Annotated in this window: 23 protein-coding genes; 5 read left to right on the forward strand and 18 right to left on the reverse strand. The window is 70.3% G+C overall.

The features are described 5' to 3' along the window. Positions 1–2: 2 nt before the first annotated feature. The 15 genes from AC3AOF_RS30915 to AC3AOF_RS30985 form a co-directional block, all read right to left on the reverse strand. Positions 3–476 (reverse strand): rod-binding protein, encoded by a 474-nt coding sequence (locus tag AC3AOF_RS30915; protein WP_488349360.1) that lies wholly within the window; start codon positions 474–476, stop codon positions 3–5. 52 nt (positions 477–528) lie between these two features. Next, a complete protein-coding gene (locus AC3AOF_RS30920) occupies positions 529–957 on the reverse strand; it encodes a hypothetical protein (RefSeq protein ID WP_236992976.1) in 429 nt (142 codons plus the stop codon). Then, positions 957–1,712: a flagellar biosynthesis protein FliR gene (gene fliR, locus AC3AOF_RS30925; RefSeq protein WP_236992975.1), complete on the reverse strand. Its 756-nt coding sequence runs from the start codon at positions 1,710–1,712 to the stop codon at positions 957–959. Before fliR ends, AC3AOF_RS30920 begins: the two co-directional genes overlap by 1 nt. Then, positions 1,709–3,796, reverse strand: a complete 2,088-nt coding sequence (gene flhA, locus AC3AOF_RS30930; protein WP_236992974.1) for a flagellar biosynthesis protein FlhA — start codon at positions 3,794–3,796, stop codon at positions 1,709–1,711. The genes fliR and flhA overlap by 4 nt, the downstream gene beginning before the upstream one ends. Positions 3,797–3,868: 72 nt before the next feature. Continuing rightward, positions 3,869–4,135 carry a flagellar biosynthetic protein FliQ gene (locus tag AC3AOF_RS30935; protein WP_236992973.1) on the reverse strand — a complete coding sequence of 89 codons (267 nt, stop codon included), beginning with the start codon at positions 4,133–4,135 and terminating at the stop codon, positions 3,869–3,871. A 42-nt stretch (positions 4,136–4,177) separates the two neighbouring features. Continuing rightward, complete coding sequence (gene flgD / locus AC3AOF_RS30940) at positions 4,178–4,597, reverse strand: flagellar hook assembly protein FlgD (protein WP_236992972.1); 420 nt, start codon at positions 4,595–4,597, stop codon at positions 4,178–4,180. After that, positions 4,598–5,137 (reverse strand): flagellar biosynthesis repressor FlbT, encoded by a 540-nt coding sequence (gene flbT, locus AC3AOF_RS30945; RefSeq protein WP_236993513.1) that lies wholly within the window; start codon positions 5,135–5,137, stop codon positions 4,598–4,600. 8 nt (positions 5,138–5,145) lie between these two features. Continuing rightward, a complete protein-coding gene (flaF, locus tag AC3AOF_RS30950) occupies positions 5,146–5,493 on the reverse strand; it encodes a flagellar biosynthesis regulator FlaF (protein ID WP_236992971.1) in 348 nt (115 codons plus the stop codon). A gap of 84 nt (positions 5,494–5,577) precedes the next feature. Further along, a complete protein-coding gene (locus tag AC3AOF_RS30955; RefSeq protein ID WP_236992970.1) occupies positions 5,578–6,618 on the reverse strand; it encodes a flagellar hook-associated family protein in 1,041 nt (346 codons plus the stop codon). Between the two features lie 41 nt (positions 6,619–6,659). Beyond that, positions 6,660–8,099 carry a flagellar hook-associated protein FlgK gene (gene flgK, locus AC3AOF_RS30960; protein ID WP_488349361.1) on the reverse strand — a complete coding sequence of 480 codons (1,440 nt, stop codon included), beginning with the start codon at positions 8,097–8,099 and terminating at the stop codon, positions 6,660–6,662. A gap of 128 nt (positions 8,100–8,227) precedes the next feature. Next, positions 8,228–9,511, reverse strand: a complete 1,284-nt coding sequence (locus tag AC3AOF_RS30965) for a flagellar hook protein FlgE (RefSeq protein ID WP_488349362.1) — start codon at positions 9,509–9,511, stop codon at positions 8,228–8,230. 152 nt (positions 9,512–9,663) lie between these two features. Then, positions 9,664–10,992, reverse strand: coding sequence for a flagellar protein export ATPase FliI (gene fliI, locus AC3AOF_RS30970; protein ID WP_488349363.1), 1,329 nt, complete (start codon positions 10,990–10,992; stop codon positions 9,664–9,666). Positions 10,993–10,994: 2 nt separating this feature from the next. Continuing rightward, the gene (gene flgF / locus AC3AOF_RS30975; RefSeq protein ID WP_236992966.1) at positions 10,995–11,723 is read right to left on the reverse strand and encodes a flagellar basal-body rod protein FlgF; all 729 of its coding nucleotides are present in this window, start codon (positions 11,721–11,723) and stop codon (positions 10,995–10,997) included. 7 nt (positions 11,724–11,730) lie between these two features. After that, positions 11,731–12,960 carry a DUF1217 domain-containing protein gene (locus AC3AOF_RS30980; protein ID WP_236992965.1) on the reverse strand — a complete coding sequence of 410 codons (1,230 nt, stop codon included), beginning with the start codon at positions 12,958–12,960 and terminating at the stop codon, positions 11,731–11,733. A 136-nt stretch (positions 12,961–13,096) separates the two neighbouring features. Beyond that, entirely contained in the window at positions 13,097–13,648 is a 552-nt protein-coding gene (locus tag AC3AOF_RS30985) for a hypothetical protein (RefSeq protein WP_488349364.1), read from the reverse strand. Between the two features lie 157 nt (positions 13,649–13,805). On the opposite strand from AC3AOF_RS30985, the gene AC3AOF_RS30990 reads away from it, so the two are divergent. Further along, positions 13,806–14,117, forward strand: a complete 312-nt coding sequence (locus AC3AOF_RS30990; RefSeq protein ID WP_236992963.1) for a PilZ domain-containing protein — start codon at positions 13,806–13,808, stop codon at positions 14,115–14,117. 733 nt (positions 14,118–14,850) lie between these two features. Here AC3AOF_RS30990 and AC3AOF_RS30995 read toward each other — a convergent pair. Then, positions 14,851–16,770 (reverse strand): bifunctional sugar phosphate isomerase/epimerase/4-hydroxyphenylpyruvate dioxygenase family protein, encoded by a 1,920-nt coding sequence (locus tag AC3AOF_RS30995; protein WP_488349365.1) that lies wholly within the window; start codon positions 16,768–16,770, stop codon positions 14,851–14,853. A gap of 188 nt (positions 16,771–16,958) precedes the next feature. On the opposite strand from AC3AOF_RS30995, the gene AC3AOF_RS31000 reads away from it, so the two are divergent. Together AC3AOF_RS31000 and AC3AOF_RS31005 are read left to right on the forward strand one after the other, a co-directional pair. Further along, entirely contained in the window at positions 16,959–17,822 is an 864-nt protein-coding gene (locus AC3AOF_RS31000; RefSeq protein ID WP_488349366.1) for a shikimate dehydrogenase, read from the forward strand. A gap of 98 nt (positions 17,823–17,920) precedes the next feature. Continuing rightward, a complete protein-coding gene (locus AC3AOF_RS31005) occupies positions 17,921–19,258 on the forward strand; it encodes an MFS transporter (RefSeq protein ID WP_236992960.1) in 1,338 nt (445 codons plus the stop codon). A 74-nt stretch (positions 19,259–19,332) separates the two neighbouring features. Here AC3AOF_RS31005 and AC3AOF_RS31010 read toward each other — a convergent pair whose 3' ends face one another. Next, positions 19,333–22,524 (reverse strand): autotransporter domain-containing protein, encoded by a 3,192-nt coding sequence (locus tag AC3AOF_RS31010; RefSeq protein WP_488349367.1) that lies wholly within the window; start codon positions 22,522–22,524, stop codon positions 19,333–19,335. A gap of 485 nt (positions 22,525–23,009) precedes the next feature. Between AC3AOF_RS31010 and AC3AOF_RS31015 the strand changes: the two genes are divergently transcribed. Together AC3AOF_RS31015 and AC3AOF_RS31020 are read left to right on the forward strand one after the other, a co-directional pair. Further along, a complete protein-coding gene (locus AC3AOF_RS31015) occupies positions 23,010–23,237 on the forward strand; it encodes a hypothetical protein (RefSeq protein ID WP_236992958.1) in 228 nt (75 codons plus the stop codon). Between the two features lie 330 nt (positions 23,238–23,567). Next, positions 23,568–24,236: a DJ-1/PfpI family protein gene (locus AC3AOF_RS31020; protein ID WP_236992957.1), complete on the forward strand. Its 669-nt coding sequence runs from the start codon at positions 23,568–23,570 to the stop codon at positions 24,234–24,236. A 225-nt stretch (positions 24,237–24,461) separates the two neighbouring features. On the opposite strand, the gene AC3AOF_RS31025 is transcribed toward AC3AOF_RS31020, so the two are convergent. After that, the gene (locus tag AC3AOF_RS31025; protein ID WP_488349368.1) at positions 24,462–25,244 is read right to left on the reverse strand and encodes an ABC transporter ATP-binding protein; all 783 of its coding nucleotides are present in this window, start codon (positions 25,242–25,244) and stop codon (positions 24,462–24,464) included. Between the last annotated feature and the right edge of the window lie 14 nt (positions 25,245–25,258).

The raw sequence follows: 25,258 nt of genomic DNA on the forward strand, positions 1-25,258 counted from the left end.
GGTCACACCTTGGCCGCGGGATTGGCGGCATCCACCGCCGGCGCGGCGGGGGCAGCCGGATGAGCGGCGTTCAGCATCTTGGCGATGCCGATGCCGCCGGCCTTGGCGATCTGGGTGCCGATCTGCTCGGCCAGCATCGACTTCCAGATGCCGCCGGCATTGCCCTTGCCGTACACGGTCTCGGACTTCTCCGGCATCATCGCCTCGACGAATTGCTGCATCACCAGCCCCTCGAACTTCTTGTAGGGGTCGCTGCCGGCGCCGGTCAGCGCGGTCTGGTTCTGCAGGCTGAGGAGAGAGCCGCGGGCATCGAGCGGCATGTGGGTCGAGAGCCCGGCATCCCGCGCCGCATCGGCGAAGGCGGTGGCGCCGGCGCTGCCGGGCTGCGACAGCTTGGCGGCGGCCTCCTGGAAGCGCTGCGGATCGGCCGCCCGGGCCACGTCGAGCACGATGTCGGAGGGCGGTGAGATGCTCATCGGCGGCTCGAATCAGGATCGGTTACGTCAACAGGATCTTAACGGCCCTGGCTTACGGGAGGCTTGCGTCGGGACGGCCCGAGCGGGCCGCGAGCCGCGCCACCTGCCCGTCGAGCCGTTCGAGGTCGTCGCGCTTGTCCGCCTCGCGGCGGTGATCGTCGGCCCGGCGCTCGGCCAGGGATTCGGCGCGCTTCTGGGCGAGGCCCCGCTCGCGTACGGCTTCCCTCTGCGCGGCGGCCTCCGCCTCCAGCGCGGTCGCCTGCGCGGCGAGCCCGCGCAGGCGCCTGGCCGTGGCCTCCAGCAGCATCGGGCCGTGATCGGAGGAGGCGAGCGCCGCGAGCAGCCGCGACCGGTCGGCCTCGATCTCGGCCGCGCGCTCGCGGGTGGCGGCGAGCTCGATCTCGGCCGCGCGGCGCATCTGCTCCTGCACGGTGACGAGGCGCCTGGCGCGCTTCAGCCGGTCGCCGGTGCCCGACGCCATCAGCCGCGCACCAGCCAGGCCGCGTAGCCGCGGAGGAACTGCGTCATGAACTCGCCCGCGAGGTAGTAGAGCATGAGAAGGCCGCCGAACATCACGAACGGCGTGGCGACGAAGTAGACCGGGATCGTCGGCGTGAGCTTGTTGACGAAGCCCGCCGCCAGGTTGACCATGATGGCGTAGAGGATGAACGGCGCGACGATGCGCAGGCCCAGCATGAAGGCGGCGGTGACCTGGTCGACGATGCGGGTGAGGATCAGCTGGCTGCCGAGCCCCTCGCCGGGCGGGATGCGGGAATAGGATTCGACGAGGCCGCGAAACAGCTCCCAGTGCAGGTCGGCGGCGAAGATGATCGCGGCCGCGGTGAGGAGGATCAGCCCCTCCACCGCCGGCACCGGATCGATGCCTTCGACCGGCGAGCCTGGCATGCCGCCGAAGCCGACCATGGTCGAGGCGGCGTTCATCACCGTCTCCAGCACCAGGATGAAGATCCGGCCGAGGAAGCCGATCATCAGCCCGGTCAGGGTCTCGCTGGCGATCCAGGCCAGGGTCTGCACCGGCAGCTGCCCGGCGAGCCGCGGCTCGAATTGCGGCACGATCAACGGGGCGATGGCGAGCGAGACGGCCCCGGCGATGAGGAGCCGGACCTGCTGGGGCACCCGCGGACTCGAAAAACCCGGGACGACGAGGAGACAGCCGCCGACCCGGCAGAAGATCAGGAAGACGGCGAGGAAGCTGTCCGGCCCGATCTTGGTCACGAGACCGTGCCCAGCGACTTGATCTCGACGCCCCGCGCGATCTCGAGATGCGAGAGCACCGGCAGGGTCGGAAAGATCCGCTCGATGATCATCCGCACGTAGGGCCGGGCGTCGGGCGCGGTGACGAGGGCGAAGCCGTGCACCTCCTTCATCCGCGAGCGGATCGCCTCCGAGGCCTCGGTGCCGAATTGCTCGACGAGGCGCGGGTCGATGTCGAACTCCACCACCTCGCCCTTGGCGTCGCGCTTCAGGCTCTGGTGGAACGACAGGTCCCAGCTCGCCCCCAGCCGCAGCACGCTGAGCACGCCGTTCTCGGCGAGGTCGCCGCAGATCTGCTGCGCCATGCGCATCCGCACGTGCTCGGCGATCTGCTCGGCCCGGCGCGCATGCGGGGTGATCTCGGCGATCGCCTCCAGGATCAGGTGCAGGTTGCGGATCGAGACCCGCTCGGCCAGCAGCAGCTTCAGCACCGCCTGGAGGCCGGAGTAGGAGATCTGCGACGGGCAGATTTCGTCGAGCAGGCGCTTGTATTCGGGGTCGAGCCGGTCGAGGAGCGCACGCATGTCCTTGTAGGACAGGAATTGCGGCAGGTTGTTGCGGATCACCTCGGAGAGGTGGGTGAGCAGCACCGAGGCGCCGTCGATCGGCTCGAAGCCGCCGCGGCGCACCTCCGCGGCGTAGGAATCCATCACCCACAAGGCCTTCAGGCCGAAGGCGGGCTCGCGCACCTCGTCGCTCGGCACGTCGGGCTTCGGCCCGTCGCCGACCACCACCAGCATCTCGCCGGGGCGCAGCTCCTGGCTCGCCGCCACGGTGCCGTGGATCAGGATCTGGTAGCTCTTCGGCGGCAAGGCGAGGTTGTCCGCGACCTTGATGTCCGGCACCACGAAGCCGTACTGCCGGGCGAACTTGCGCCGCATCTTGGCGACCCGGTGGCCGAGCTCTCCTTGCGAGGCCTGGATCTGCGAGCCGACCTGGCGGCCGAGGCTGAGCTCGATCTCCGGGGTCTTGAGCGATTCCTTGACCGAGTCCTTCTCCTTGGTCTCGGCCTGCTTCATCGCCTCCTCGGCCTTGGCCTTGGCCTCCGTCGCCGCCGCCTTCGCCTGGAGCCGGCGCGGGATGGTACGGGCGATGAAGAACAGGAGCCCGCTCAGCGCCATGAAGGGCAGGAAGGGCAGGCCGGGCACGAGCGCGAACATGCCCATCATCGCGGCCGCCACCAGCAGCGCGCGCGGATAGGCGCCGAGCTGGCCGATCACCGCCTGTTCGGCGGTGCCCCGTGTGCCGCCCTTCGAGACCAGCAGGCCGGCGGCCAGCGAGACGATGAGCGCCGGGATCTGCGAGACCAGGCCGTCGCCGACCGAGAGCTTGGTGAAGATGTCGGCGGCGGTGCCGAGCGGCAGGCCGTGCCGCGTCGTCCCGATGATGATGCCGCCGAAGACGTTGACCGCGATGATGATGAGCGAGGCCACCGCCTCGCCGCGGACGAACTTCGAGGCGCCGTCCATCGAGCCGAAGAAGGCGCTCTCCTCCTCCAGTTCCCGGCGCCGGCGCTGCGCCTCCTTGTCGTCGATCAGCCCGGCATTGAGATCGGCGTCGATCGCCATCTGCTTGCCGGGAATCGCGTCGAGGGTGAAGCGGGCGCCCACCTCCGCGATGCGGGTCGCGCCCTTGGTGATGACCAGGAAGTTGACGGTGATCAGGATCAGGAACACCACGATCCCGATCACGAAGTCGCCGCTCATCACGAACTGCGAGAAGCCCTGGATGACGTGGCCGGCGGCGTCCACGCCCTTCTGGCCGTTGGCCAGGATCAGCCGGGTCGTCGCGATGCCCAGCGCCAGCCGCAAGAGCGTGGCGATCAGCAGCACGGTCGGGAAGGCCGAGAATTCGAGCGGCTTCTGGATCCAGAGCGCCACCATCAGGATCAGCACCGACAGGGCGATCGAGAAGGCGAGCCCGACATCGATGAGCAATGCCGGGACCGGCAGGAACAGCACCGCCAGGATCGCCACGATGCCGGCCGCGAAGCCGAAATCCCGCCGCGACTTGCGCTCGATTGCCGGAGCCGCGCCCACCGCCATGATCCCACCATCCTCCGCGAAGGGTTTTCGCAGGTGGGTGTGCCACGGCTAGCTTGCGCGGGGGTTGGGCATTCAGAATCCCGTCGCGATCCGCCCGTAGGCGGCCTCCGCGAAGGCGTTGATCTGGCCGCCGATGAAGGTGCCGGTGACCAGCAGGACGAGCAGGATCACCACGATCTTCGGCACGAAGGTCAGGGTGACCTCCTGGATCTGGGTGAGCGCCTGCAGCAGGGCCACCGCGATGCCGACCAGCATCGCGGCGCCGACCGCGGGGCCCGCGGCGACGATCACGGTCCAGATCGCGGCGCGGACGAGTTCGAGGGCGTCGACCTCGTTCATGGGTGTCTCCGAAGCGCCCGGCACGTCGCCGGATGGCGCACCTTACTGGATGGTGACGCCGGAGGTCAGCAGCACGTCCTGGCCGCTGGTCAGGCGCGCCAGCGCCCCGTCGCTCGTCACCCGCACCGACTGGACGGTGCCGGTCTGGGTGCCGTCGGCCGAGGTCAGGGTGCGGCCGATCACCGTGTCGGCCTGGTCGAGGAAGCTCGAGGCGAGCAGCGAATCGAGCTTGGTGTTGGTCTTCGTCGCCTGCTCGACCTGCGAGAAGGTGGCGAGCTGGCCGACATAGGCGGTCGAGTCCATCGGCTTCGTCGGATCCTGGTTCTTCAGCTGCGCCATCAGCAGCGTCAGGAAGGTGTCCGAGTTCATCGAGGCGGCGAAGGAGCTGCCGGCCTTGGCGGCGGCGGCGGTCGCGGAGGTCCCCGCGGCGGCGGTGGCGCTGGTGGTGCTGTCGACGGTCATTCAGGCCTCCGGGTCGCGGGCGGGCAGAGCGGCATGGGCGGAGCGGCGGTTCGTGGCAGGCGGCCGCACGGCCGTACGCTCGCGGGGCCGCTCGGGGCTGCGGGTGCGGCGGGCGAGCGCGGTCAGGGCCGGAGCCGGCGCCGGAACGGCGGGCGCGTCCCCGGCCTTCATCAGGGCGGCCTCGAGGGGATAGAGCCCGCGGATCAGCTTCAGCGCCTCGAACAGCCGGCCGCCCTCGATCAGGGCGTGGGCGGCGGCGAGCCCGTCGCGCAGGACCGCCTCGCCGGTCGTCGCCAGCAGGCCGTCGCGCAGGCCGTCGTAGAGGACCCGCGCCGATGCCGCCTGGGCGGGATCGATCAGCATGGTCTGGGCGGCGAAGTAGAGCTGACGCAGGGGCGTCGTCGCGTCCTCCGCCTGGAGCACGTGGCTCTCGAGCAGGAAGGTTGCATCGTTCATGAGTTCGATCGCCACCTTGCGGTCGACCCGCAAAACGGCGCCGTTGATGTAGATCCGTTCCCCGGCTCGCAGCGACAGGCGCATGGTGCGGCTCACCTCAGGCCGTCGCGGATCGAGGTGTTCACCTCGATCAAGGCGGAAAGGCTGCGCTCGGGCGAGCGCAGGACCTCGCCGACCTCCTGCATGGTCCAGGCGCCGATCGATACGAGGTCGTCGCGAAGCGCCGGCGGCAGGGCGTTCTCGGGCCCCAGGAGGTCGGCGATCAGGACGTTCCACAGGTCCTGCACGAAGCCGACCGCGGCGGTCCGCTCCGGCCCGGCGAGGCCCCGGGCCTCGACGTCGCGCAGCTGGGCGAGCGCCCGGTCGAAGGCGGCGCGCTCGCGCTCGCGGCCGACCTCCGGGGCGTCCTCCAGGATCTCGGAATAGGAAAAGCGGTACATCGAGCCGATGCCTCGTCGGTCTGTGTCTACGCGTCTGGATGGGGTCGCGGGGATGACGTCGCGCGGGCCGGCGGGGTCGCCGGGCTACGAGAGGTATTTCAGGAGCGACAGCTGCTGGATCTGCGCGGTCAGCGAGTAGGACATCTGGAGCTGGGTCTGCGCGGCGTCGAGCCGGGTCTTGGCCTCGGCCGGATCGACCGCTTCGAGGCGGGAGAGTTCCTTCTGGAAGAGGGAGGCCTGCGCGTCGAGCCGGGTATTGGCGTCGGTGATGCGCGACTGGCTGCGGCCGAGATCGGCCTGGAGCGAGACCAGCCCGGCACTGGCCTGGCTGAGGAGACCCATCGCCCGGTCGGACACGACGGCCTGGGCGTCGGCCGAGAGGCCGGTGAGGCCGAGGCTCGACACGATGGCGGCTTCGGCGAGCTGGCGGAACGCCGTCCCGTTGGCCGAGACCGAGGTGGTCACGGTCTCGCTCAGCGAGATCCGGCTGGTCACGGCGGTGCTCGAGGCCTGCGACCAGGTGTTGCCCCAGTTCGGGTCGGCGAACTGGGCCGCGACCGTGCCTTCGAGGAAGTTCTTCACCTGCGCCGCCGTCAGGGTGGAGGCGCGGGGGTCGTTCGGCCGAAAGCCGAAGGCGGTCTGGAACGCGGCGGTCGCGGCGGCCTGGGCATTGGCCACGGCCCCGTCCTTGATCGGGCTCACGCCGGTATTGATGCCGGAGAACAGCGTCTGCCCGCTCGCGGAGGAGTTGAGGAGGCTCGTCAGCGACGCCAGGGTGTCGCCGGCCGAGGCCGCCATCGCGGCGACGCGCTTGTCCGAGGTCAGCCCGGTCAGGGCGGCGAATTGCGTGTCGGCGGATTTCTGCAATTGCTGCAGGATGTTCTGGGTCGCGCCGAGGCGCAGGGCGGTGACGCCGTTGCCGTCCTTGAGGGCGGCGATCTCCGCCGTGCTCTGGCGCAGGGAGAAGCTGCGGCTCACCTGGGACCCGAGGGCGAGGCCGATATCGGCGTAGCGCCCCGCCGTGATTTCCTGGGTCGCGGTCGCGATCTCGGTCTGGAGCCGGCCCGCGGCATTGCGCGGGGTGTTCCACAGGCTGAGGCTGGAGATGTAGCTGGTGGTCATCATGGCAGGCAGGGCTCTGTCTTGCGGGGGATCGCCGGGACGCCTCACCGGATCGCGGTCAGGAGGGTCTGCAGCAGGTCGTCCACCATGGTCAGGATCTTGGCCGAGGCCGTGTAGGCGCGTTGGAGCTGCAGCATCTGGGCGGTCTCGTCGTCGCCGTTGACGCCGACGGCGTTCGACAGGGCGTCGCTGGCCCGCCCGAGCAGGGTCTTCTGGTAATCGGCATCCCCCGAGGCGGCCTTGCGGGTCGCTTCGAGCCAGCCGGCGGAATCGGCCGCGAAGCCCGCGAGCGTCGCGGTCTCGTTCAGCGGCGGGCCCGGGGTGAAGCTGCGCGCCGTCGCCAGCCCGGCGACCAGCCCGTTCAGCCGCGTCGCGTAAGCCGCGTCGGTGCCCGGATTGGCCTTGTAGGCGGCACCGTTCATGCCGCCGTCGCGCAGGGTCGTGACGTCGCCGCCGCTCGTCGGGTCGACGGCGGCGTTGAGCGCGATCCTCCCTGCGAGCCCGGCGGTCGAACCCGGCAGGGCGCCGCTCGCGCCGGCCGTGAACAGGCCCGTCTTCGACCCGGCGGCGCCGGTTTCCTTGAAGGTGTCGATCAGGGCGCCGGCGATGGCGTCGAGCTGGTTCTCGTAAGCGACCGCGCTCTCGTCGCGCAACGAGGCGAGGCCGGCGAGCCGCCCGCTCGCGAGCCGCATCGGCGAACTCGCCCCCGTGACCGGCACGCCGTCGACCGTCACGGCCGAGCCCACCGTGCCCGCCGCGAAGGCCGTCGTCGGGGTGAAGCTCACAGTCCGGGCGCCCCGGTCGAACAGCGTCACGCCGCTGTCGGTGTAGATCGCCATGTCGCCGCCCGGACGGTCGGAGACGGAGATGCCGATCTCGGCCGAGAGCTGCGACACGATGCGGTCGCGGGTGTCGAGGCTGTCGCTGACGTCCTGGCCGCTCGCCGTGCCGCGCATCACCGCCCGGTTGGCGATGTCGAACTGGCCGAGCAGGTCGTTGATGCGCGCGACCGAGTCCGCCATGCCCTGGTCGGCCGTCGCGCGGGCATCGTGCACGGCGTCCGCCGCGCCGTTGAGGCTGGTGGCGAGGTCGCGGGCGCTCTCGACCGCCGTCCGGGCGAGCCCGGCATCGTCCGGGCGGTTGGCGGCGGCCTGGAGCGCCGCGTTGAGGGCGCCGAGCCGCGCGGCCGGCGACCCCGCGTCGCTGGTATCGCCCACCGTCATCGACAGCTTGGTGAGCCCGTCGAGCAGGGCCTGGCTCTCGGAGGCCGCCGAGGCCGCCGAGAGCTTGCGGGTGAACAGGGCCGCGTCGCTCGCGCGGGTCACCACGACCGTGGTCCCGCCCGCGCCGGTCACCAGGCTGACGATCTTGCGCGAATAGCCGGGGTCGTTCGCCCCCGCGGTGTTGCGGGCGTTGGTGGCGATCTGGCTCGACGTCGCGAGGAGCGCCGAGCGTGCCGAATCGAGCGCGAGCGAGAGACCCATCTGTCAGTTCCGGTTGGCTGGAGCATTTTCCGACGAAGTGGAGACCGGTTCGTCGCAGAAAATGCGGCAAAACCAGATCGAGAGCGGCGCCCGATCGCGGCGCGATCAGGCGCTGCTCTCCTCTGCCGTTACCGCTTCAGGCTCATCAGGGTGTCGAGCATCTCGTTGCCGGTCGTGAACACCTTCGAGTTGGCGGTGTAGGTCGACTGCGCCTCGATCATCGCGGTGAGCTCGGTGCTGACGTCGACGTTCGACTGCTCGAGGGAGCCCGACAGGATCTTGCCGCGGCCGCCCTGACTGGCGAAGCCGACCTGGATCGCGCCGGAATCGACCGTCGGCCGGTAGACGTTGCCGGACCGCGGCTCGAGGTTGTCGGCGCTCGGCACGGTGGCGACCGGGACCTTGAAGGCCGCTAGGCGGGTGCCGTCGTCGAAATTGGCGTACACGGTGCCGTCCGCGTCGAACGAGGTGCCGGTCACGGCGGCCGGCGACTTGCCGTTGGCCGTGCCCGTGATGGCGTAGTCGCCGGCGAGCTGAGTCAGGCCGGAGAGGTCGAAGGTCGTGCTCTGCCCGCCCGGGGTGGTGAGGGTGAGGGATTTCGGACCCGTATAGGTTCCCGAGCCCTTGGCTCCGGTGCCGGTGATCTGGCCCTGCGCATTGAAGCCGAGGGTGGTGCTCGCCAGCGGCGCGATCGTGGCCCCACTCGCGTCGAAGGGCAGCCTCGGGGCGGTGCCGGACGGGGTCGGGGTGGCAGCGCCGTCGTAGAGCGAGACCGTCCAGGTGTTGTCGTTGTTCTTCGCCAGGTAGACGTCGACGGTCCGGGACTTGCCGACGTTGTCGTAGGCCACGACCGAGTACTTCTTCGAGTACTGGTCCGCCCCGGCCGCGGTGGCGTCGACCGGCAGCTTGCCCGACAGGGAGCCGGCGGTGGTCGGCGTCGCCCGGCTGTTGACCGCGGCGAGGCTGATCGGCACCATGTCGGCGACGCCGTTGAGGGTCGTCGAGGGCTCGCCGTTGAGCAGGCTGTAGCCCATCAGGGTCATGCCGGCGGCATTGGTGAAATTGTTGGTCGTGGCGTCGATCTTGAAGTTGCCGGCCCGGGTCAGGAGCGGCGCGCCCGACGGGTCCTGGACGACGAAGAAGCCGTTGCCGTCGATCGCGAGGTCGGACTTTGAGGTCGTGGCGTTGATGGTGCCGCCCTCGCTCACCGCCCGGCGCACCGTCGTCTCGACCGAGCCCGAATTGTAGTTGCCGGTCCCGGTATCGGCGATCAGCAGCGAGGAGAACTCCGTCGAGGCGCGCTTGTAGCCCGTCGTGCTGGAATTCTGGATGTTCTCCGCCACCGTCGAGATGCGGTTGGACTGGGCGTTCATGCCCGAGACACCGGAGCGGAGCACGCCGATGAGACTCATTGCGGGACCTCGTTCGTCAAAATGCTTCGAATGGGATGCAGGCGGGACTGGGCTTGCGGAGATGCGACTCGCGAAGCCGGAACTCGGGACGGACTAGACCCGCCCAGGCTTGCGCGGGGCTTGGAGAACGGGAGAGGCTCGGCCATCGCGCGTCAGCCCCGCAGGCTCTGGGCGAGCTCCAGGAACGCGTCCCGGCTCGGCGGCTGGGTCGGGTCCTGGTGCAGGGCGTCGTAGATCCGCGGCACCAGGGCGATGGCCTGGTCGAGCTCGGCGTCGGTCCCGGACCGGTAGCCGCCCATCAGGCGCAGGTCCCGGGTCTCCTCGAACCGGGCCATCATCGCCCGGAGCTTGCGGATCAGGTCGCGCTGCTCGGGCGTCCAGACCTCGGTGGCAAGTCGCGAGATCGAGCCGAGGAGGTCGACCGCCGGGTAGCGCCCCTGCTCGGCGATGGCCCGGTCGAGGACGACGTGGCCGTCCAGCGTGCCGCGGATGCTGTCGGCGACGGGATCGTTGTGGTCGTCGCCGTCGACCAGCACCGAGAACACCCCCGTGATGGTGCCGCGCCCCTCGAGGCCCGGGCCCGCCCGCTCGAGCAGGCGCGGCAGGTCGGAGAAGACGCTCGGCGGGTAGCCGCGGGCCACCGCCGGCTCGCCCGCCGCCAGGGCCACGTCGCGGGCGGCATGGGCGTAGCGGGTCACCGAATCGACGATGAGAAGCACCGATTCGCCGCGATCGCGAAACGCCTCAGCCACCGCGAGGGCCACCTTCGGTGCCTGGCGGCGCATCATCGGGCTCTCGTCGCCGGTCGAGACCACCACCACGGCGCGGCTCCGGCTCGGTGCGAGCGCGCCTTCGAGGAATTCCCGCACCTCGCGCCCGCGCTCGCCCACCAGGGCGACCACGACGCTGTCGAATCCTTCCGCTCCCGCCAGCATCGCGAGCAGGGTCGACTTGCCGACGCCGGAACCGGCGAAGATGCCGATGCGCTGGCCGGCGCAGAGCGGGGTGAAGAGATCGAGCGCCCGCACGCCGGTGCGTAGCGGCGCGCGCACCCGGGCGCGGCCGAGCGCCGCCGGCGGGTCGGCGTCGAGGGGAACGGCGCGCTCGCCCGCGATCAGCGGGCCGGCCCCGTCGATCGGGCGCCCGAGGGCGTCGATCACCCGGCCCTTCCAGCTCGGATCGGGCCGCAGCTCCGCCGGCCCGAGGCGGCGGGCGATCGTGCCGATCCCGGCCTCGATCCGGCTCTCATAGGCCTTGAGGGTCGCGCCCTCGGCGTCGACCCGGACGATCTCGCCGACCTGCGACCGCCCGCCCGTCGAGAAGGCCATCCGGTCGCCGAGGCGCACGAAGGGCGCGACGCCGCCGATCCGGCAGGCGCTCGCGGTCACCTCGCGGATCGGCCCGCCGATCCGCACCAGGGCCCCGTCCTGCCGGGCCGACGTCATCGCCTCGGTAAGGCGCGCGAGCGGGTCGGCGTCCATGCTCAGCTACCCTGCGGCGAGAGCGACTTCACGGCGCTCTGGAGCGAGGATTCGGCTTCCGTCGTCGCCGTGGCGGCGCTCTCGAAGGCGCGCTGGATGGTGATGAGCTTCGTCATCTCCATGATCGGGTTGACGTTCGAGCCCTCGACGTAGCCCTGGACGATGCCGATCCGGGTGAAATCCTGAACCGGCTGCGCCGGCATGTTGGCGGTCACGGCGTTGCCGGGCGCCCGGGTGAGCGTCGCCTTCTTGTCGATGACGAACAGGCCGATCCCGCCGACCTGGTTGGTGCCCTGGTAGATGCTGCCGTCGCGCCCGATCGTCGGCGGGCCCTGTTGCGGATCGAGGAGGAGGGGAGAGCCGCCCGGATCGAGCACCGGCTGGCCGGTGAGGGTACGCAACTGACCCGTCGCGTCCATCGTCATGCGCCCGTCGCGGGTATAGACCGGACCGGACGGGCCGCCGATGCTGAGCCAGGCATCGCCCTGGATCGCGACGTCGAGGGGCGAATCGGTCTTGGTGATCGGGCCGGAGGCCCGCGAGAGGTAGGTGTCGCCCGAGTTCACGAAGGCCACGGCGCCCTTGGTCGCCTGGGCGAGGAGCGCCGAGAACTTGGTCTCCTCGGCGCGGAAGCCCGCCGTCGCCATGTTGGCGACGTTGTTGGCGGTGGTGGTCAGGCGCTTGTCGAGGGCGACCTGGGCCGAGAGGTTGACGTAGAGGCTGTTCTGCATCGCCGCCTCACGCCTGGCCGTTGCTGAACAGGGCCAGGATCGGATCCGTGGCGGTGTTGTTCTGCGCGTCCCAGATCGCCGCGAAGCGCCGGGCGAAGGCCTCGACCTTGTCCGGGTCCAGGAAGCTCGTGAAATCGACCTTGGAGGAGATGAGGGCCGCGCGCTTCGCCAGGGCATCGCTGGTGGTGGCGCTGCTCGTCGCCGGCAGGCCGATCACCGTGTTGACGACCTGCGTGAGAGCGGGATCGCTCAGGATGTCGTAGCCGCTGTTGAGGAACGGCGCCTTGCGGGCGAAATAGAGGGCGAGGCGCACCCCGGTATCCTCGGCGCCGGCATCGGTTTCGAGGCTCTGCTGCAGGTAGGCGTCGACCACGCCCTTGACGTTGGCGCCCGGCGTGAGGTCCGTCCCGTTGCCGATGCCGACGGCCGTCTGCCCCGGATCGGACAGGGCGGCATTGGTCACCGTCAGGGTGCGGTTGGTGCCGCCGGCGAGGTAGACCGTGTCGGCGTTCACGCCGCTGCCGCCCGGCGCGCCGTCGAGGCCGAGATCGGTGTAGCCGGTGGTTTCGAAGAACAGGTTGCCGTTGGCCCCGATGCCGACCTGCACCTTGCCCATCAGCCCGTCGGCCCCGGACGCGCCGATCTGGGCGTTGATCGCCGCGCCGATCTCGGTCGGGGTGACCTTGGCGAGGTCCGCGACCTTGCCGGCGAGGGTCGCCTTGTTGAGGACGATGGTGGCGCTCTTCGTCGTGGTCGCGTCGACCTGCGACGAGAGGGTGAAGCTCGCCTCGTTGGTGCCGGTGAAGTCGTAGGATGCGGCGAGCGCGTAGGGCAGGGAGAGCTTCGCGCTGCCCGCCGGGGTCAGCTGGGTCGGCGACACCACGACCGGGTCGGTCCCCTTCGCGGTGGTGTTCTGCGTGAAGTCGAAGGCCTTGGCGAAGGCGACGTAGCGGTCGTCCGCCAGGCGGTTGGCGAAGGCGGTGGACGTGGCCGTGCCCTCGGTCAGGACCTTCTTCATGAACGCCTTGGCGTAGCCCATGTCCTCGAGGCCGAAGGCCTTGACGGCGTAATTGTAGAGCCGCGTATCGGCCATGAAGTCGTCGACCGACTTCACCTTGCCGATATTGGCCTGGTAATAGGCGGTGTCGCGGGCGACGACCGGATCGTTGCCCTTGCGCTGCAGCGAGGTCGCGAGATTCCGCGACAGGAGCATGTAGCTCGTCAGCGTGTTCGTCACGGATGCGTCTCCGGCCCGTCGGCGCGGTGGGGCGGGTCCGCCCGCCGCTGCGGCGCGGTCTCCCGATGAGGCTCCCGCTCTAGGCGGCCACGCTTGCTCCAGGCTTGCTTCAGCCCTGGAGTTTGCCGCAGCGCACTCACAGCGGGGTCGGTCCGATGATGGTCTCGGTGGTGATGACGATCCAGCCGGCGCTGGTGCTGCGGATCGACAGCACCCGGCCGGCGCCCGGCAGGGTGGAGCCGATGGCGATCTCGTGCATCCCGTCGCGTCCCTCGACCACGGCCTGGCCCGCCGAGGCGCGCCGCAGGGCGAAGCCGGCGGGCGGCGGTCCGGCGGGCGCTAGCGGCACGGCCGCCGCCGCGGCGGGCGCGGCCGGCTTCTCCGCCAGCGAACCGGTGATCAGGGGATCGAGGTCGGGCTCGGGGGCGCGCGCCTCGGTGATCGTCCGCTGCCAGGCGAAGGGCCCGGTCATCATGGCCGGCAGCACCTGACGCACGTCGTAGGGCCGGGTCGGCTGGGAGAGGGTGTAGCCGGCAAAGCCCGTGGCGGTGAGCGCCAGCAGGATGGCGGCGCCGAACACGCCCCGCTCCGTCGCCGCCTCCCGGGCGCGGCGACGGGCGATCAGGCCCGCGACCGGGCTTTCGGGCGGGAGGGAAGGGCGCTTGCGCGGGACCGGGGCTGCGGGCATGGGCCGGGACGTGTCCGACGGTTGATGGCTAACGAGGCATGAAGGAACATGCTTGACGCCTGGTTAACGGAGCCGCTTCGACCCGCGCCGGGTTTGCGCGGGCGGCGGAAAGCCGTAAGCGTGCCGTGCGGGCACGGGGCCCGGTTGCGGGGATTCCATGACCGATCTGCGGAAGACCGACGGCGATGACGGTCGGGTTTCCGCCCCCACTCCCCGCGTCGGCCGCCGCCGCCGCATGATCCAGCCGGGACGGATCGTGCTCGGCCCCGACCACTCCGTCGCCTGCGAGGTCGTGGACGTCTCGACCGCGGGCGCGCGGCTTCGCGTCCCCACCCGCATCCCCCTGCCGGAAACCTTTCCCCTCGTCATCGCCGCCCACGACCTGCGCAACTTCACGGTGCGCCTGCGCTGGCGCCGGGGGGATTTCGCCGGCGTGACGTTCGAGGGGGCGGGGTTCTACGTCGGGTGAGGACGCCGCAAAGTCCGCCCTCGTTCCTTCACGGCGGCGCCTCCGCGAGGCGCCCGTGAGCTTGCAAGCGGATGCTGGCGATACGGCTTCCGCATCGCGAAGCGATCAATCGGAACTGTGTGAGAGCCTGTTTGAGCGGGCCGGCCCGATCCAAACTCTCCCCGTCATCCTGGGGCTCGTCGAGGACGAGAACCCGGGATCCATAAACGCTGACTCATCTTGAAAGAGCGAACGGCGTTCCGCTTCATCCTGCATCGTCAGCGGTGATGGATCCCGGGTTCCGCTTTCGCGGCCCCGGGATGACATCGAGGGTTCCAAGGCGGTCGGTCGACTCATACGCTTTCCGATTGATCGCATCGCGATGCGGAAAGCGACTTCGCTCAGGCGCCGCGCGGGCTGATGATACGAAATCCGGAAGTGATCTTCCGGATTTCGTATCAAACAGGCTCGGAGTGGTTGGCAACTCCGGCTGCGACGCACGCAATTCCGTGGAAACCAGGGGCCGTCCGAGGCCGTGTTTCCCATGGCGGAGCCTGTCGTGAACCACCCTGTCGGCTGCGGTCCCCGGGGCTGCACCCAGGCCGGAAATCGGGATGCGACGCGAACGCTCGGCCGGACTGCTCTGCTTGCGAGAAGGGGCCGTCCACATCGGAAATCCCGGGCTCCGCGGCGCGGCCCCGGAATGACCGGAGGGTGTCGATATCGTCGAGCGGGTTCCTGCCGCCCCCCGGCCCTACCGCAGCACCTGCGACAGGTTCGGACCCCGCAACGCCGCCAAGGCCGCCATCCGCACCGGTGCGTTCGGCGCGCCGTAGAGGTCGTAGCCGCCCTTCCGCTGCACGATCTCGAAGTAGAACCGCTCCTCGAACGGCGTCGTGTAGAATTGCAGGAACTCGCCGTCGCCGACGCGGTCGTAGAGGATGCTCAAGGACTGCATCCGCGCGACGGTCGCGTCGTCGAGGCCGAAGCGGGCCGCCACGTCGTCGTAGTAATTGGCCGGGATCGGCAGCAAGGTCGCGCCGGCGGCCTTCAGGCGTTCGGCCGCCGCGAAGATGTCGTCGGTGGCAAGCGCGATGTGGTGGACGCCCGCCCCCGCGAAGCTCGTCACCAGGCGGGCGGTGGCGGTGTTGCGGCTCTCCGAGATGTTGAGCGGCAGCCGCATGGTGCGCTCGGCATTCGACATCGCCTTGCTGCGCACCAGCCCGTAGGGATCGGGCAGCACCACCACGTCCTCCGGCTCGAGGCCGAGCACCGCGCGGTAGAACAGCACCCAGGAATCGAGCTGGCCCTCGGGCAGGGCCTGCGCCACGTGGTCGACCCGGGTGAGCAGGCCCGCCGGCTCCGCGCCCTCGTCCAGCACGAAGTCGCGCTCGAAATCGCCCCCGGTCGTCGCGTCGGTGAGGATGATCAGGCTGCCGTCGGGTGCGCGGATCGACGGGAAGGTGTTTTCGTCCGGTCCGATCCGGCCGCCGAAGCGGGCGGCGCCGTAGGATTCGGCCCGGCCGAGAGCCGCCAGCGCGTCGTCGGTGGTGATGGCCTGGGCGCAGACCGAGGGGCCGTGCATCAGGAAGTAGGACGAGGCGAAGGAATCCGGCTCGCGGTTGAGCACGATGCGGATCTCGCCCTGGCCGTAGAGCGTCACCGCCTTGCTGCGGTGGCGGCCGAGCCGGGTGAAGCCGAGCTGGCCCAGCAGCCGCGCCAGCGCGCCCTCGCAGCGCTCGTCCACCGCCACCTCGATGAAGCGGTGGCCGGCGATGGCCGGCGGCAGCGGCGGATCGAACAGCTCGACCCGGCGGCGGGGCCGCTTGGGCGAAGAGGGAGACAAAGCCGCCGCCTCGTCGGTGCGGCGCACCTTCTCCTCGAGGAACAGCAGCGAGCGGTGGCCGTCGGCGGCGGTCTGGCGCGGGGGAGCGGCGCGCATGTCGTCGTTGAAGATCTCGAGCGAGATCGTGCCGGTATAGCCGCAGGCCAGCACCGCCTGGAGGAAGCCCGGCACGTCGAGGTCGCCCTGGCCCGGCAGGCAGCGGAAGTGGCGGCTGAGCGTCAGCGGGTTCATGCCGATGCGCGGCGCGTCCGCCAGCTGGACGAAGAACACCCGCTGGCCCGGCAGATCGGCGATGCCCGACCAGTCGTCGGGAAGCGCGAGCGTGTGGAAGCTGTCGAGGATCAGGCCGAGATGCGGGTGGTTCGCCCGTTCGACGATGCCCCAGGCCCGATCGAAGGTGCGCACCTTGGTGCCCCAGGACAGGGCCTCGAAGCCGATCTTGAGGCCTCTTTTCGCCGCCCGGTCGGCGAGCTGGTAGAGCTGGTCGGCCATCCGGGCGTCGTCGTCCGAGACCTCGGTGCCGACATTGGAGCAGACCAGGATCAGCGGCGCGCCGAGCTCCTCCATCAGGTCGAACTTGCGCTCGGCCCGGTCGAGGTTGCGCTTCAGCTGCTCGTCCGACACGCCCTCGAAATCGCGGAAGGGCTGGAACAGGTCGATCGACAGGCCGAGGTCGGAAGCGTAACGGCGCACGTCGCGCGCCGGGCCGGTATGGAACAAGAGGTCGTTCTCGAAGATCTCGACCCCGTCGAAGCGCGCCGCCGCGATCGCCTCCAGCTTCTCGATCAGCGTGCCGCTTACCGACACCGTGGCGATCGCCTTCCTCATCGCGTTCTCCCGTCCGCTTGTCCGCCGGCTCTCCATCGCAAACGGGGCCGGCTCCGTCGAGCCCGAACCGGGGACCTGGCAGCCCACCGTCTTTCGCGCTTGACATGAACGTACCGGTTAGTACATTTGGATTCAAGCGCGTCGCAATCGCGTCATCCGAGGAACGTTTCGAGAGAGGAGCCCGTCGCATGGGCGCAGCCACTCATTCCGTCCTGGCCGGCCTGATCGGCAACGGCATCCAGGCCTCCCGCACCCCGGCGATGCACGAGCACGAGGGCGACGCGCAGGGCCTGCGGCTCCTCTACCAGAAGATCGATCTGGAAAAGCTCGGCCTCGGAGCCGACGCCCTGCCGGACCTGCTGACGGCGGCCGAGCGGATGGGTTTCTCGGGCCTCAACATCACCCATCCGTGCAAGCAGGCGGTGCTCGCCCATCTCGACGAGCTGTCGCCCGAAGCGGCGGCCCTCGGCGCGGTCAACACCGTGGTCCTGCGCGACGGCAAGCGCGTCGGCCACAACACCGACTGGTGGGGCTTCGCCGAGGCGTTCCGGCGCGGCCTGCCGGACGCGGCGCTTGACCGGGTGGTGCAGCTCGGCGCCGGTGGTGCCGGTGCGGCGGTCGCTCACGCGCTCCTGACCCTCGGGGTCAAGGATCTCGTCCTCAACGACATCGACCCGGCGCGCGCGGCTGGCGTCGCGGCCTCGCTCTGCGAGCGGTTCGGCGTTGGCCGGGCGCGGGCCTGCACCGACCTCGCGGCGGAAGTCGCCGCGGCCGACGGCCTCGTCCATTGCACGCCGACCGGCATGGACAAGTATCCGGGCCTGCCGCTGCCGGCCGAATACCTGCACCCGACGCTGTTCGTCGCCGAGATCGTCTATTTCCCGCTCGAGACCGCGCTCCTGCGCGAGGCGCGGCGGATCGGCTGCCGCACCCTCGACGGCGGCGGCATGGCGGTGTTCCAGGCGGTCGAGGCGTTCCGCCTCATCACCGGCCTGACCCCGGACCCGGAGCGGATGCTCCGCCATTTCGCCGAGCTCGGCCGGACGGCCTGAACCGGTCCCGGTCGGCGGCCCGAGCCGCCACCCAATCCCCCGAAGAATGCGGTCCGATCCAACGGGCCCGTCCGTCTCCATTCCCTAGGAAACGCCCGATGACCTCCTCCGTCTATCCCGCGACCGCCGCCGCGGTCGCCGAACCCGAGGCCGTGAAGACGCCGAAGAAGGCCGCACTCGCGAGCTGGATCGGCAGCGCGGTCGAATACTACGACTTCTTCATCTACGGCACTGCCGCGGCGCTGATCTTCCCGAAACTGTTCTTCGCCCCGAACAACCCGCAGGCGGCGGCGATCGCCTCGTTCGCGACCTTCGGCGTCGCCTACATCACCCGGCCCCTCGGCGCGGTGGCGCTCGGCCATATCGGCGACCGCTTCGGCCGCAAGAAGGTGCTGACCTTCACGCTGCTCCTGATGGGTCTCTCGACCTTCATGATCGGCTGCCTGCCGACCTACGAGCAGCTCGGCATCCTGTCGCCGATCCTGCTCGTCATCGCCCGCCTGCTCCAGGGCATCTCGGCGGCCGGCGAGCAGGCCGGCGCCAACTCGATGACCCTCGAACACGCGCCGTCGAACAAGCGCGCCTTCTTCACCAGCTTCACCTTGAGCGGGACCCAGGCCGGGCTGATCCTCGCCACGCTGGTCTTCCTGCCGATCACCCAGATGCCCGAGGCGCAGATGCTGTCCTGGGGCTGGCGCATCCCGTTCTTCCTCAGCGCCCTCGTGGTCGCGGTCGGCTTCTGGGTCCGCCGCACCCTGCCGGAGACCCCGGTCTTCGAGAAGGAGCAGGAGACGCAGGTCCACGCCAAGGCGGACCTGCCGGTGGCCGTGCTGTTCCGCACCCAGTGGGCCGACGTGCTGCGGGTGATCTTCGCCGCGCTGGTCTCGGTGGTGAGCACGATCTTCAGCGTCTTCACCCTGTCCTACGCGGTCAACACGATGCAGATCGACCGCTCGACGATGCTGACCGTGCTGATCCTCGCCAACGTGGTGGCGCTCGGCGCGATTCCCGCCTTCGCGGCGCTCTCCGACCGCATCGGCCGCCGTCCGGTCTTCATCTTCGGCGCGCTCGGCTCCGCCGCTTTGATCTGGCCCTACATGTGGGCGATCAGCCAGGGCAACATCCCGCTGATCTTCACCTTCGGCATCCTGCTCTCGGGCGTGGTCTACAGCGCCGCCAACGGGGTGTGGCCGTCGCTCTACGGCGAGATGTTCGACACCAAGGTCCGTCTGTCGGGCATGGCGATCGGCACCCAGATCGGCTTCGCCCTCGGCGGCTTCGCCCCGGTCATCAGCGCCTCGCTCCTCGGCACCGGCCCGACCGGCTGGGTCCCGGTCGCGGTCTTCGTCACCGCCACGGCGGCGATCGCCGCTTTGTCGATCGTCACGGCGCGGGAGACCTACCGGACGCCGATGGAGATGCTGGGCAAGCGCTGACGCGCTCGGCCCCGCCCGAACGAGAAAGGCCCGCCGCCTCGGCCGAGGCGGCGGGCCTTTCTCGTTTCGGCTCGTCAGAACCGGTAGGTGAAGTTCCCCTTCACCGCATGGTCCTGCGCCCGCTCGCCGGCCTGGCCGGTATAGGAGACGCCGAGCGTCGCCGCCGGGGAGAATGCCCAGTCGAGGCCGGCTTGCGCCACCACCGCGTCGCGGTTGATCGGCACGCCGGCGACCAGGAAGCCGGTCTGACCGGCCCCGAAGGCGAGGAGGGCCTTGGGCACCACGTCGCCATAGGCCCGGCGCCAGCCGACGAGGCCGGTGAGGGTCACCGGCAGGTCGGCCGAGAGGCGGGTCGAGCCCCGCAACCCCACGGTCGTGGCGGCGAGGTCGTTGTCGCGGCCGAGGCCGGAGAGGGCCGCCGGCCCACCGCGCTCGGTAAACGCGTCCTGGCCGATGCGGATCGCGGCCGCACCGACGAAGGGCTCGATGACGGCGGCCCCGAACGCCACCCGGTAGCCGACCTCGCCGAAGACCTGCGCGGTGATGCCGCCGGTGCGGGCGCTCAGGCCCTGGGCGAAGCCGGGCGCCAGGATGCTGCGCCGGAGCGAGAGGCTGTTGCCCCCGGCGATGCCGCCGAAGCGGTAGGAGACCGGTCCGAGGGTGGTGCCGGCATAGAGGCCGCCGAAGCCGCTCTCGATCACGCCGGAGGCGGCGCGGCCGGTCACGTCGAGGCTGGTATTGGTGTAGCCGCCGGCGACGCCGAGGCGCCAGGCGCCGGGGAGCCCGCCGAAATCCATCTGCGCGTCGGCGCCGAGCACGAAGCCGCTGATCTGGCGCGACAGCGAGGCGGCGTTGCCGTCGCCCCGCGTGCGGCCGAAGGCGCCGAAGCCCTGGCCCCAGACCGCGTAAGGCCGCGGCTCGGCCAGTTGCGCCGGGACCTGAACCGGCGGCGCGACCCGGCCCGGCAGGTCGGCCGAGTAGGCCGCCGGCAGGCTGGGGGCCGAGAGGTTTCCGAAGACCGGCGCGCCCGGGACGTCGCCCCGGCGCAGGCGGTCGAGGATCGCCTCGCGGACGAAGAACGCGGTCTCGAACTGCGCCGTCACCGCGCTGGCATGGACCTCGCCCGACAGGGAGGCGAAGGCGTTGCGCGCCGCCCCCGCATCGGTGCTGACCAGCACGGTCTCGTAGAGCGCGTTGCCGGCGCCGAGAGCCTCGATCGCCCCGCCCGTCACCGCCTGGTTGCGGGTGGCGCCGACCGACGCGAAGGTCGCTCCGTTGCGCGCCAGCGTCAGGCCGACGTCGCGTGCGTCGTAGTCGAGGCTCGCCCCGATGAAGGCGTAGCCCGGGGTCGCGCCGTCGAAGCGGCCGACGATCCCGTTCGTCGACCGCAGGATGACGGTGCGCTGGCCGAGCAGGCTGCGCAGCGCGCCCGGGGTCAGGCTGTCGGCGCCCGGGGACGTGACCGCGACGGTGCCGCCCTCGATCCGCGCCGTGCCGAGGACCGCGACGCGGTCGCTGATGCCGGGCGCCACCTCGACGGCGTAGCGGGAGCCGCGGGCGAAGCTCAGGTCCCCGACCACGATGAGGGAGTCGAGGCCGCCGACGCCCGGCGAGAGGGTGCCGCCGGAGCGGACGTTGACGCTGCCGAGCAAGCCGCCGCCGCTCAGGGTCGAGCCGCCCAGCGTGCCGCCGGCATTGACGTTGGTGAGCGAGGTCACCCGCCCGGTGACGGCGAGAAGGCCGCCATTCACCTCGGTGGTCCCGGTATAGGAGTTGTTGCCGGCGAGGATCAACGTGCCGTCCCCGGCCTTGGTCAGTCCGCCCTGGTAGGTGCGGGCCAGGTAGGCTTGGCTGCGCGCCTCGCGCCAGAGGTACTCGGCCTGCTGATCGGCAGTGAGGGCCACCACCGGCTGGCCGGATCTCGGGTTGCTGACGGATTGATTCAGCAGCCAGGTCGCGATCTCGGTGCTGTCTTCGGCCTGGCGCTGGCGCAGGGCTGCGTCCGAGATGTCGTTGGACCAGACGTCGAGCGTGCCGCCCGGCAAGGTGGCGGTGAAGCGGCCGAGGAACTGGCCCGGGCCGTTCATCGCCCGGCCGAGGTCGATCTTGCCCCAGCCGAAGGTCTCGTTCGGCACGTCGGCCGGGCCGCTGCCGAGATGGGTCGCGGTGGTGAGCAGCACGTCGCGCGCCTGCTCGTTGGTCATGTAGGGGTAGCGTTCCATCACCAGGGCCAGCGCGCCGGTGACGTGGGGCGCCGACATCGAGGTGCCGCTCTTCGAGCCGTAGCCGGCCACGCCCGTGGTCGAGGTGACGGTGCTCAGGATGCCGCGCCCGGGCGCGGCAATGCACCAGTACTTGGCGAGCCCGCACCGGTTGAACGCCGTGCCGTCGTCGATGGTCAGGCCCGACGCCGCGATCCAGCGCGATTCGAGGTCGGGCTGGAAATAGGGCAGGGCGGCCCGCACGGTCGGGTTGTTCACCCCGGCATTGCCGGCGGCGAAGACCATGATCGTGCCGTATTGCCGGGCGGTCTCCGCCACCGCGTCGAGCCAGTCGAGCCGGCCCTGGAACTTGGCGTAGCCGGAAGCGACCCCCGCGAGGGTGTTGTAGTTCTCAGGTGGATGCGGGCTGCCCCAGGACGAGTTGATCACCCGGGCCCCCGCCGCCGCGAGGTTGCCGTAGGCGGCCTTGAAGTAGGTGTAGTCCTGGTTGGCGCCGTAGATCGCGGAATCGGTGGCGTTGGTGTTGGTGGCGAGCAGGCTCGCCCCGAAGGCGACGCCGTGCATGCCGGTGCCGTCGCGCCGCGCCGCGATGGTGCCGTCGACATGGGTGCCGTGGTCGTCGTTGACGCCCCGGATCCAGGTGCCCGGCACCGAGAACGGGCTCCCGGCCGTGAACAGGTCGCTGCGCACGCCCCCGGCGGTCTCGTAGCGGTAGCCGTCCGCCAGGTAGGTGCCCTGCACGGTGAGCGGCGTCACCTGTCCGGCGAATTCCGGATGGGTGGCGAGAAAGCCCGAATCCACCGAGCCCACCACCACGCCGCGGCCGGTGATGCCGCGTGCATAGGCCTGGTCGGCCCGCATCGAGGTCAGGCCCCAATCGCCGAGATATTCCGGCGTCCGCCAGCTCGCCGCATCGCCGAGGCGCCCGGGATCCTGATAACCGGACGACTGGGCCAACGCTGCGTAAGAGATCGTCGAGCAGAGCAGCGCGATCAGGCCGCGGGCGGCCGTCGCATGGCGTCTCGACTGTGTCTGGATTGGCATCAAATTGCCTCGATCTGATCGCGGTCTTTTCGGACTTCTTCTTCCGGGACGGCGCCGGAACGCGCTGGCGACCATGCTAGCCGCGAAAAAGTCCGGTCGGCGCCACGATCGTTTCGCATTTGTTCATTTTTGTACGGCCGTGGCAGAAACATCACGAAACCGGCACGTTCGTAGGCATGTGGGAACAGATACTCTGCCGGGGCATTATCCGGGCATCCCCGTCGCGAGGCGCCGGCATGACGCAGCAGGTCTCGATCGGCACCGGCTCGATCGCCGACGCGCCATCGTCGACGTCGCCCATCTCGGCGCGTCCGTGGCGGGTGATCCGGACGCCCTGAGGCGACGCTCGTCCCCGCTCTCCACACCTCGCCGCGTGCCGGCTCGCGCCGCGCGAAGACAGCTTGACCGAACCGACCCTGTCGTGGCTTGTTCACTCTATGTTCTAACGTGAGTCGGCCCCGGCCGGCGCCGTGCAGGGGTGAATCATGAGCTACGAGCCGGCGGAGCGACGGGACGGGAGGGCGCCCGGCGTCGAGACGATCGCAACTGCCTATCTCGCGGCGGCGGGGGGCGATGCGGGCGTCGCCCTGCGCCGGGCGATCGCAGACGCCCTCGCCGATCTCGGCGAGGCCGAGCGGCGCACCCGCCAACAGGACCGGCTGATCTCGCAAGGCTACGTGCGGGCGGGGAGCAGGGACCGGTTCAGGCTCTGATACTAACGGCCCGAGATTACTAACGGCCCAAGATTACTAACGGCCCAAGTTGGTGACGCATCGATGCGATCTCGGGCAAGCCCGAGATCGACGGGGCCGTTGACCCATCTCGAATTGTCGACACCACGCCCAGAAGTCCGGGACCTCGGGCTTGGCGAAAATTCGAGACTTGGCGAAAACTCGAGAACGGAACCAGAGGTCGTTTTCAACGGCCGTTGGTATGACACGGAACCCTGCCGGCCGACCGTCCTCACCCATCGGACGGTCTCTTCCACCCTTGCAACCCATCCCCGCCCATACGATCCTGCCGCCCCACCGGGAGGCTCGCCCTTGTCGCTCAGCTTCGGAATCCTCGTTTTCCCGCAGGTCCAGCAACTCGACCTCACCGGGCCCTACGAGGTCTTCGCCTCGGTGCCGGACAGCGCGGTCCACCTGATCTGGAAGAACGGCGATCCCGTGCCCTCGGCCACCGGGCTGCCCTTCGTGCCGACCGCGACCTTCGAGACCTGCCCGCCCCTCGACGTGCTCTGCATCCCGGGCGGCAGCGGGGTGAACGCGCTCCTCGAGGACGAGGCGGTGCTGGACTTCGTGCGGGCGCGGGCGGCGGAGGTCCGCTACCTCACCTCGGTCTGCACCGGGGCGCTGGTCCTCGGTGCGGCCGGCCTGCTGAAGGGCAAGCGGGCAACCACGCACTGGTACGCGCACGATTTCCTCAGTCATTTCGGCGCCGTGCCGGTGCAGGACCGCGTGGTGCGCGACGGCACTCTGATCACCGCCGGCGGCGTGACCTCGGGCATCGATTTCGGGCTCACGGTGGTGGCGGAACTCCTCGGCCGCGAGGAGGCCGAGACGGTTCAGCTCGCCCTGGAATACGCGCCGGCCCCGCCCTTCGAGGCCGGCACCCCGGCCGAGGCGCCGGAGGCGGTAGTGGCGCGGGCGAAGAAGCGGCTCTCCGGATCGCGGGCGGCCCGGGAGGCGATCATCGGGCGGATCACCTGACCATCTCGTCGAATGCGTTGATTGTTGACGAACGATATCGGGCAGGGAGAGATATCCTGCACTCCCACCTCATCCTGAGGTGTTAGTCGATCAAAGATCGACTGACCTCGAAGGAGGGCTCCAGAAATCGCAGTGTCTTCTGGAGCCCTCCTTCGAGGCCGCTACGCGGCACCTCAGGATGAGGTCGCGGGTAGCGGCTGGCGCAAGAGAATCAACCGCCCCGCCTCACTCCCCCCGCGCCAAAAACTGCCGGAACCGCTCCGATTGCGGCGCGGAAAACACCTGCTCGGACGGCCCGTCCTCCAGGATCCGTCCCTCGTGCAGGAAGACCACCCGGTGGGCGACGTCCCGGGCGAAGGCCATCTCGTGGGTGACGACCAGCATGGTGCGTCCCTCCTCGGCGAGCGCCCGCATCACCCGCAGGACCTCGGCGACGCGCTCGGGATCGAGGGCGGAGGTCGGCTCGTCGAAGAGCAGGACGCGGGGATGCATGGCGAGCGCCCGGGCGATGGCGGTGCGCTGCTGCTGGCCGCCGGAGAGGTGCGCCGGGTAATGATCGCGCTTGTCGGCGATGCCGACCTTGGCGAGCAGCCCCTCGGCCTCGGCGATGCATTCGGATTTGGGGCGCCCCAGCACGTGGACCGGCGCCTCGATCACGTTCTCCAGCACCGTGCGGTGAGACCAGAGGTTGAAGCTCTGGAAGACCATGCCGACCCGTGCGCGGATGCGGTCGACCTGTTTCGTGTCGGCCGGCACCCGGCCGCCGCGGCGCGCGCGCCAGGCCACCGGTTCGTCGCCGACCACGACCTCGCCGGCCTCCGGCACCTCGAGGAGGTTGATGCAGCGCAAGAGCGTCGACTTGCCGGAGCCGGATGAGCCGAGGATCGCCACCACCTCGCCCTCCCGGGCCGAGAGCGAGACGCCGCGCAGGACTTCGAGGTGGCCGAAATGCTTGTGCAGGTCGCGGACCGCGACGGCCTCGGGACGGGTGGGCGAGGGGGCCAGCATGGCGGATTCCGGGG

This window comes from Methylobacterium sp. 142-1Y, from assembly GCF_057747795.1.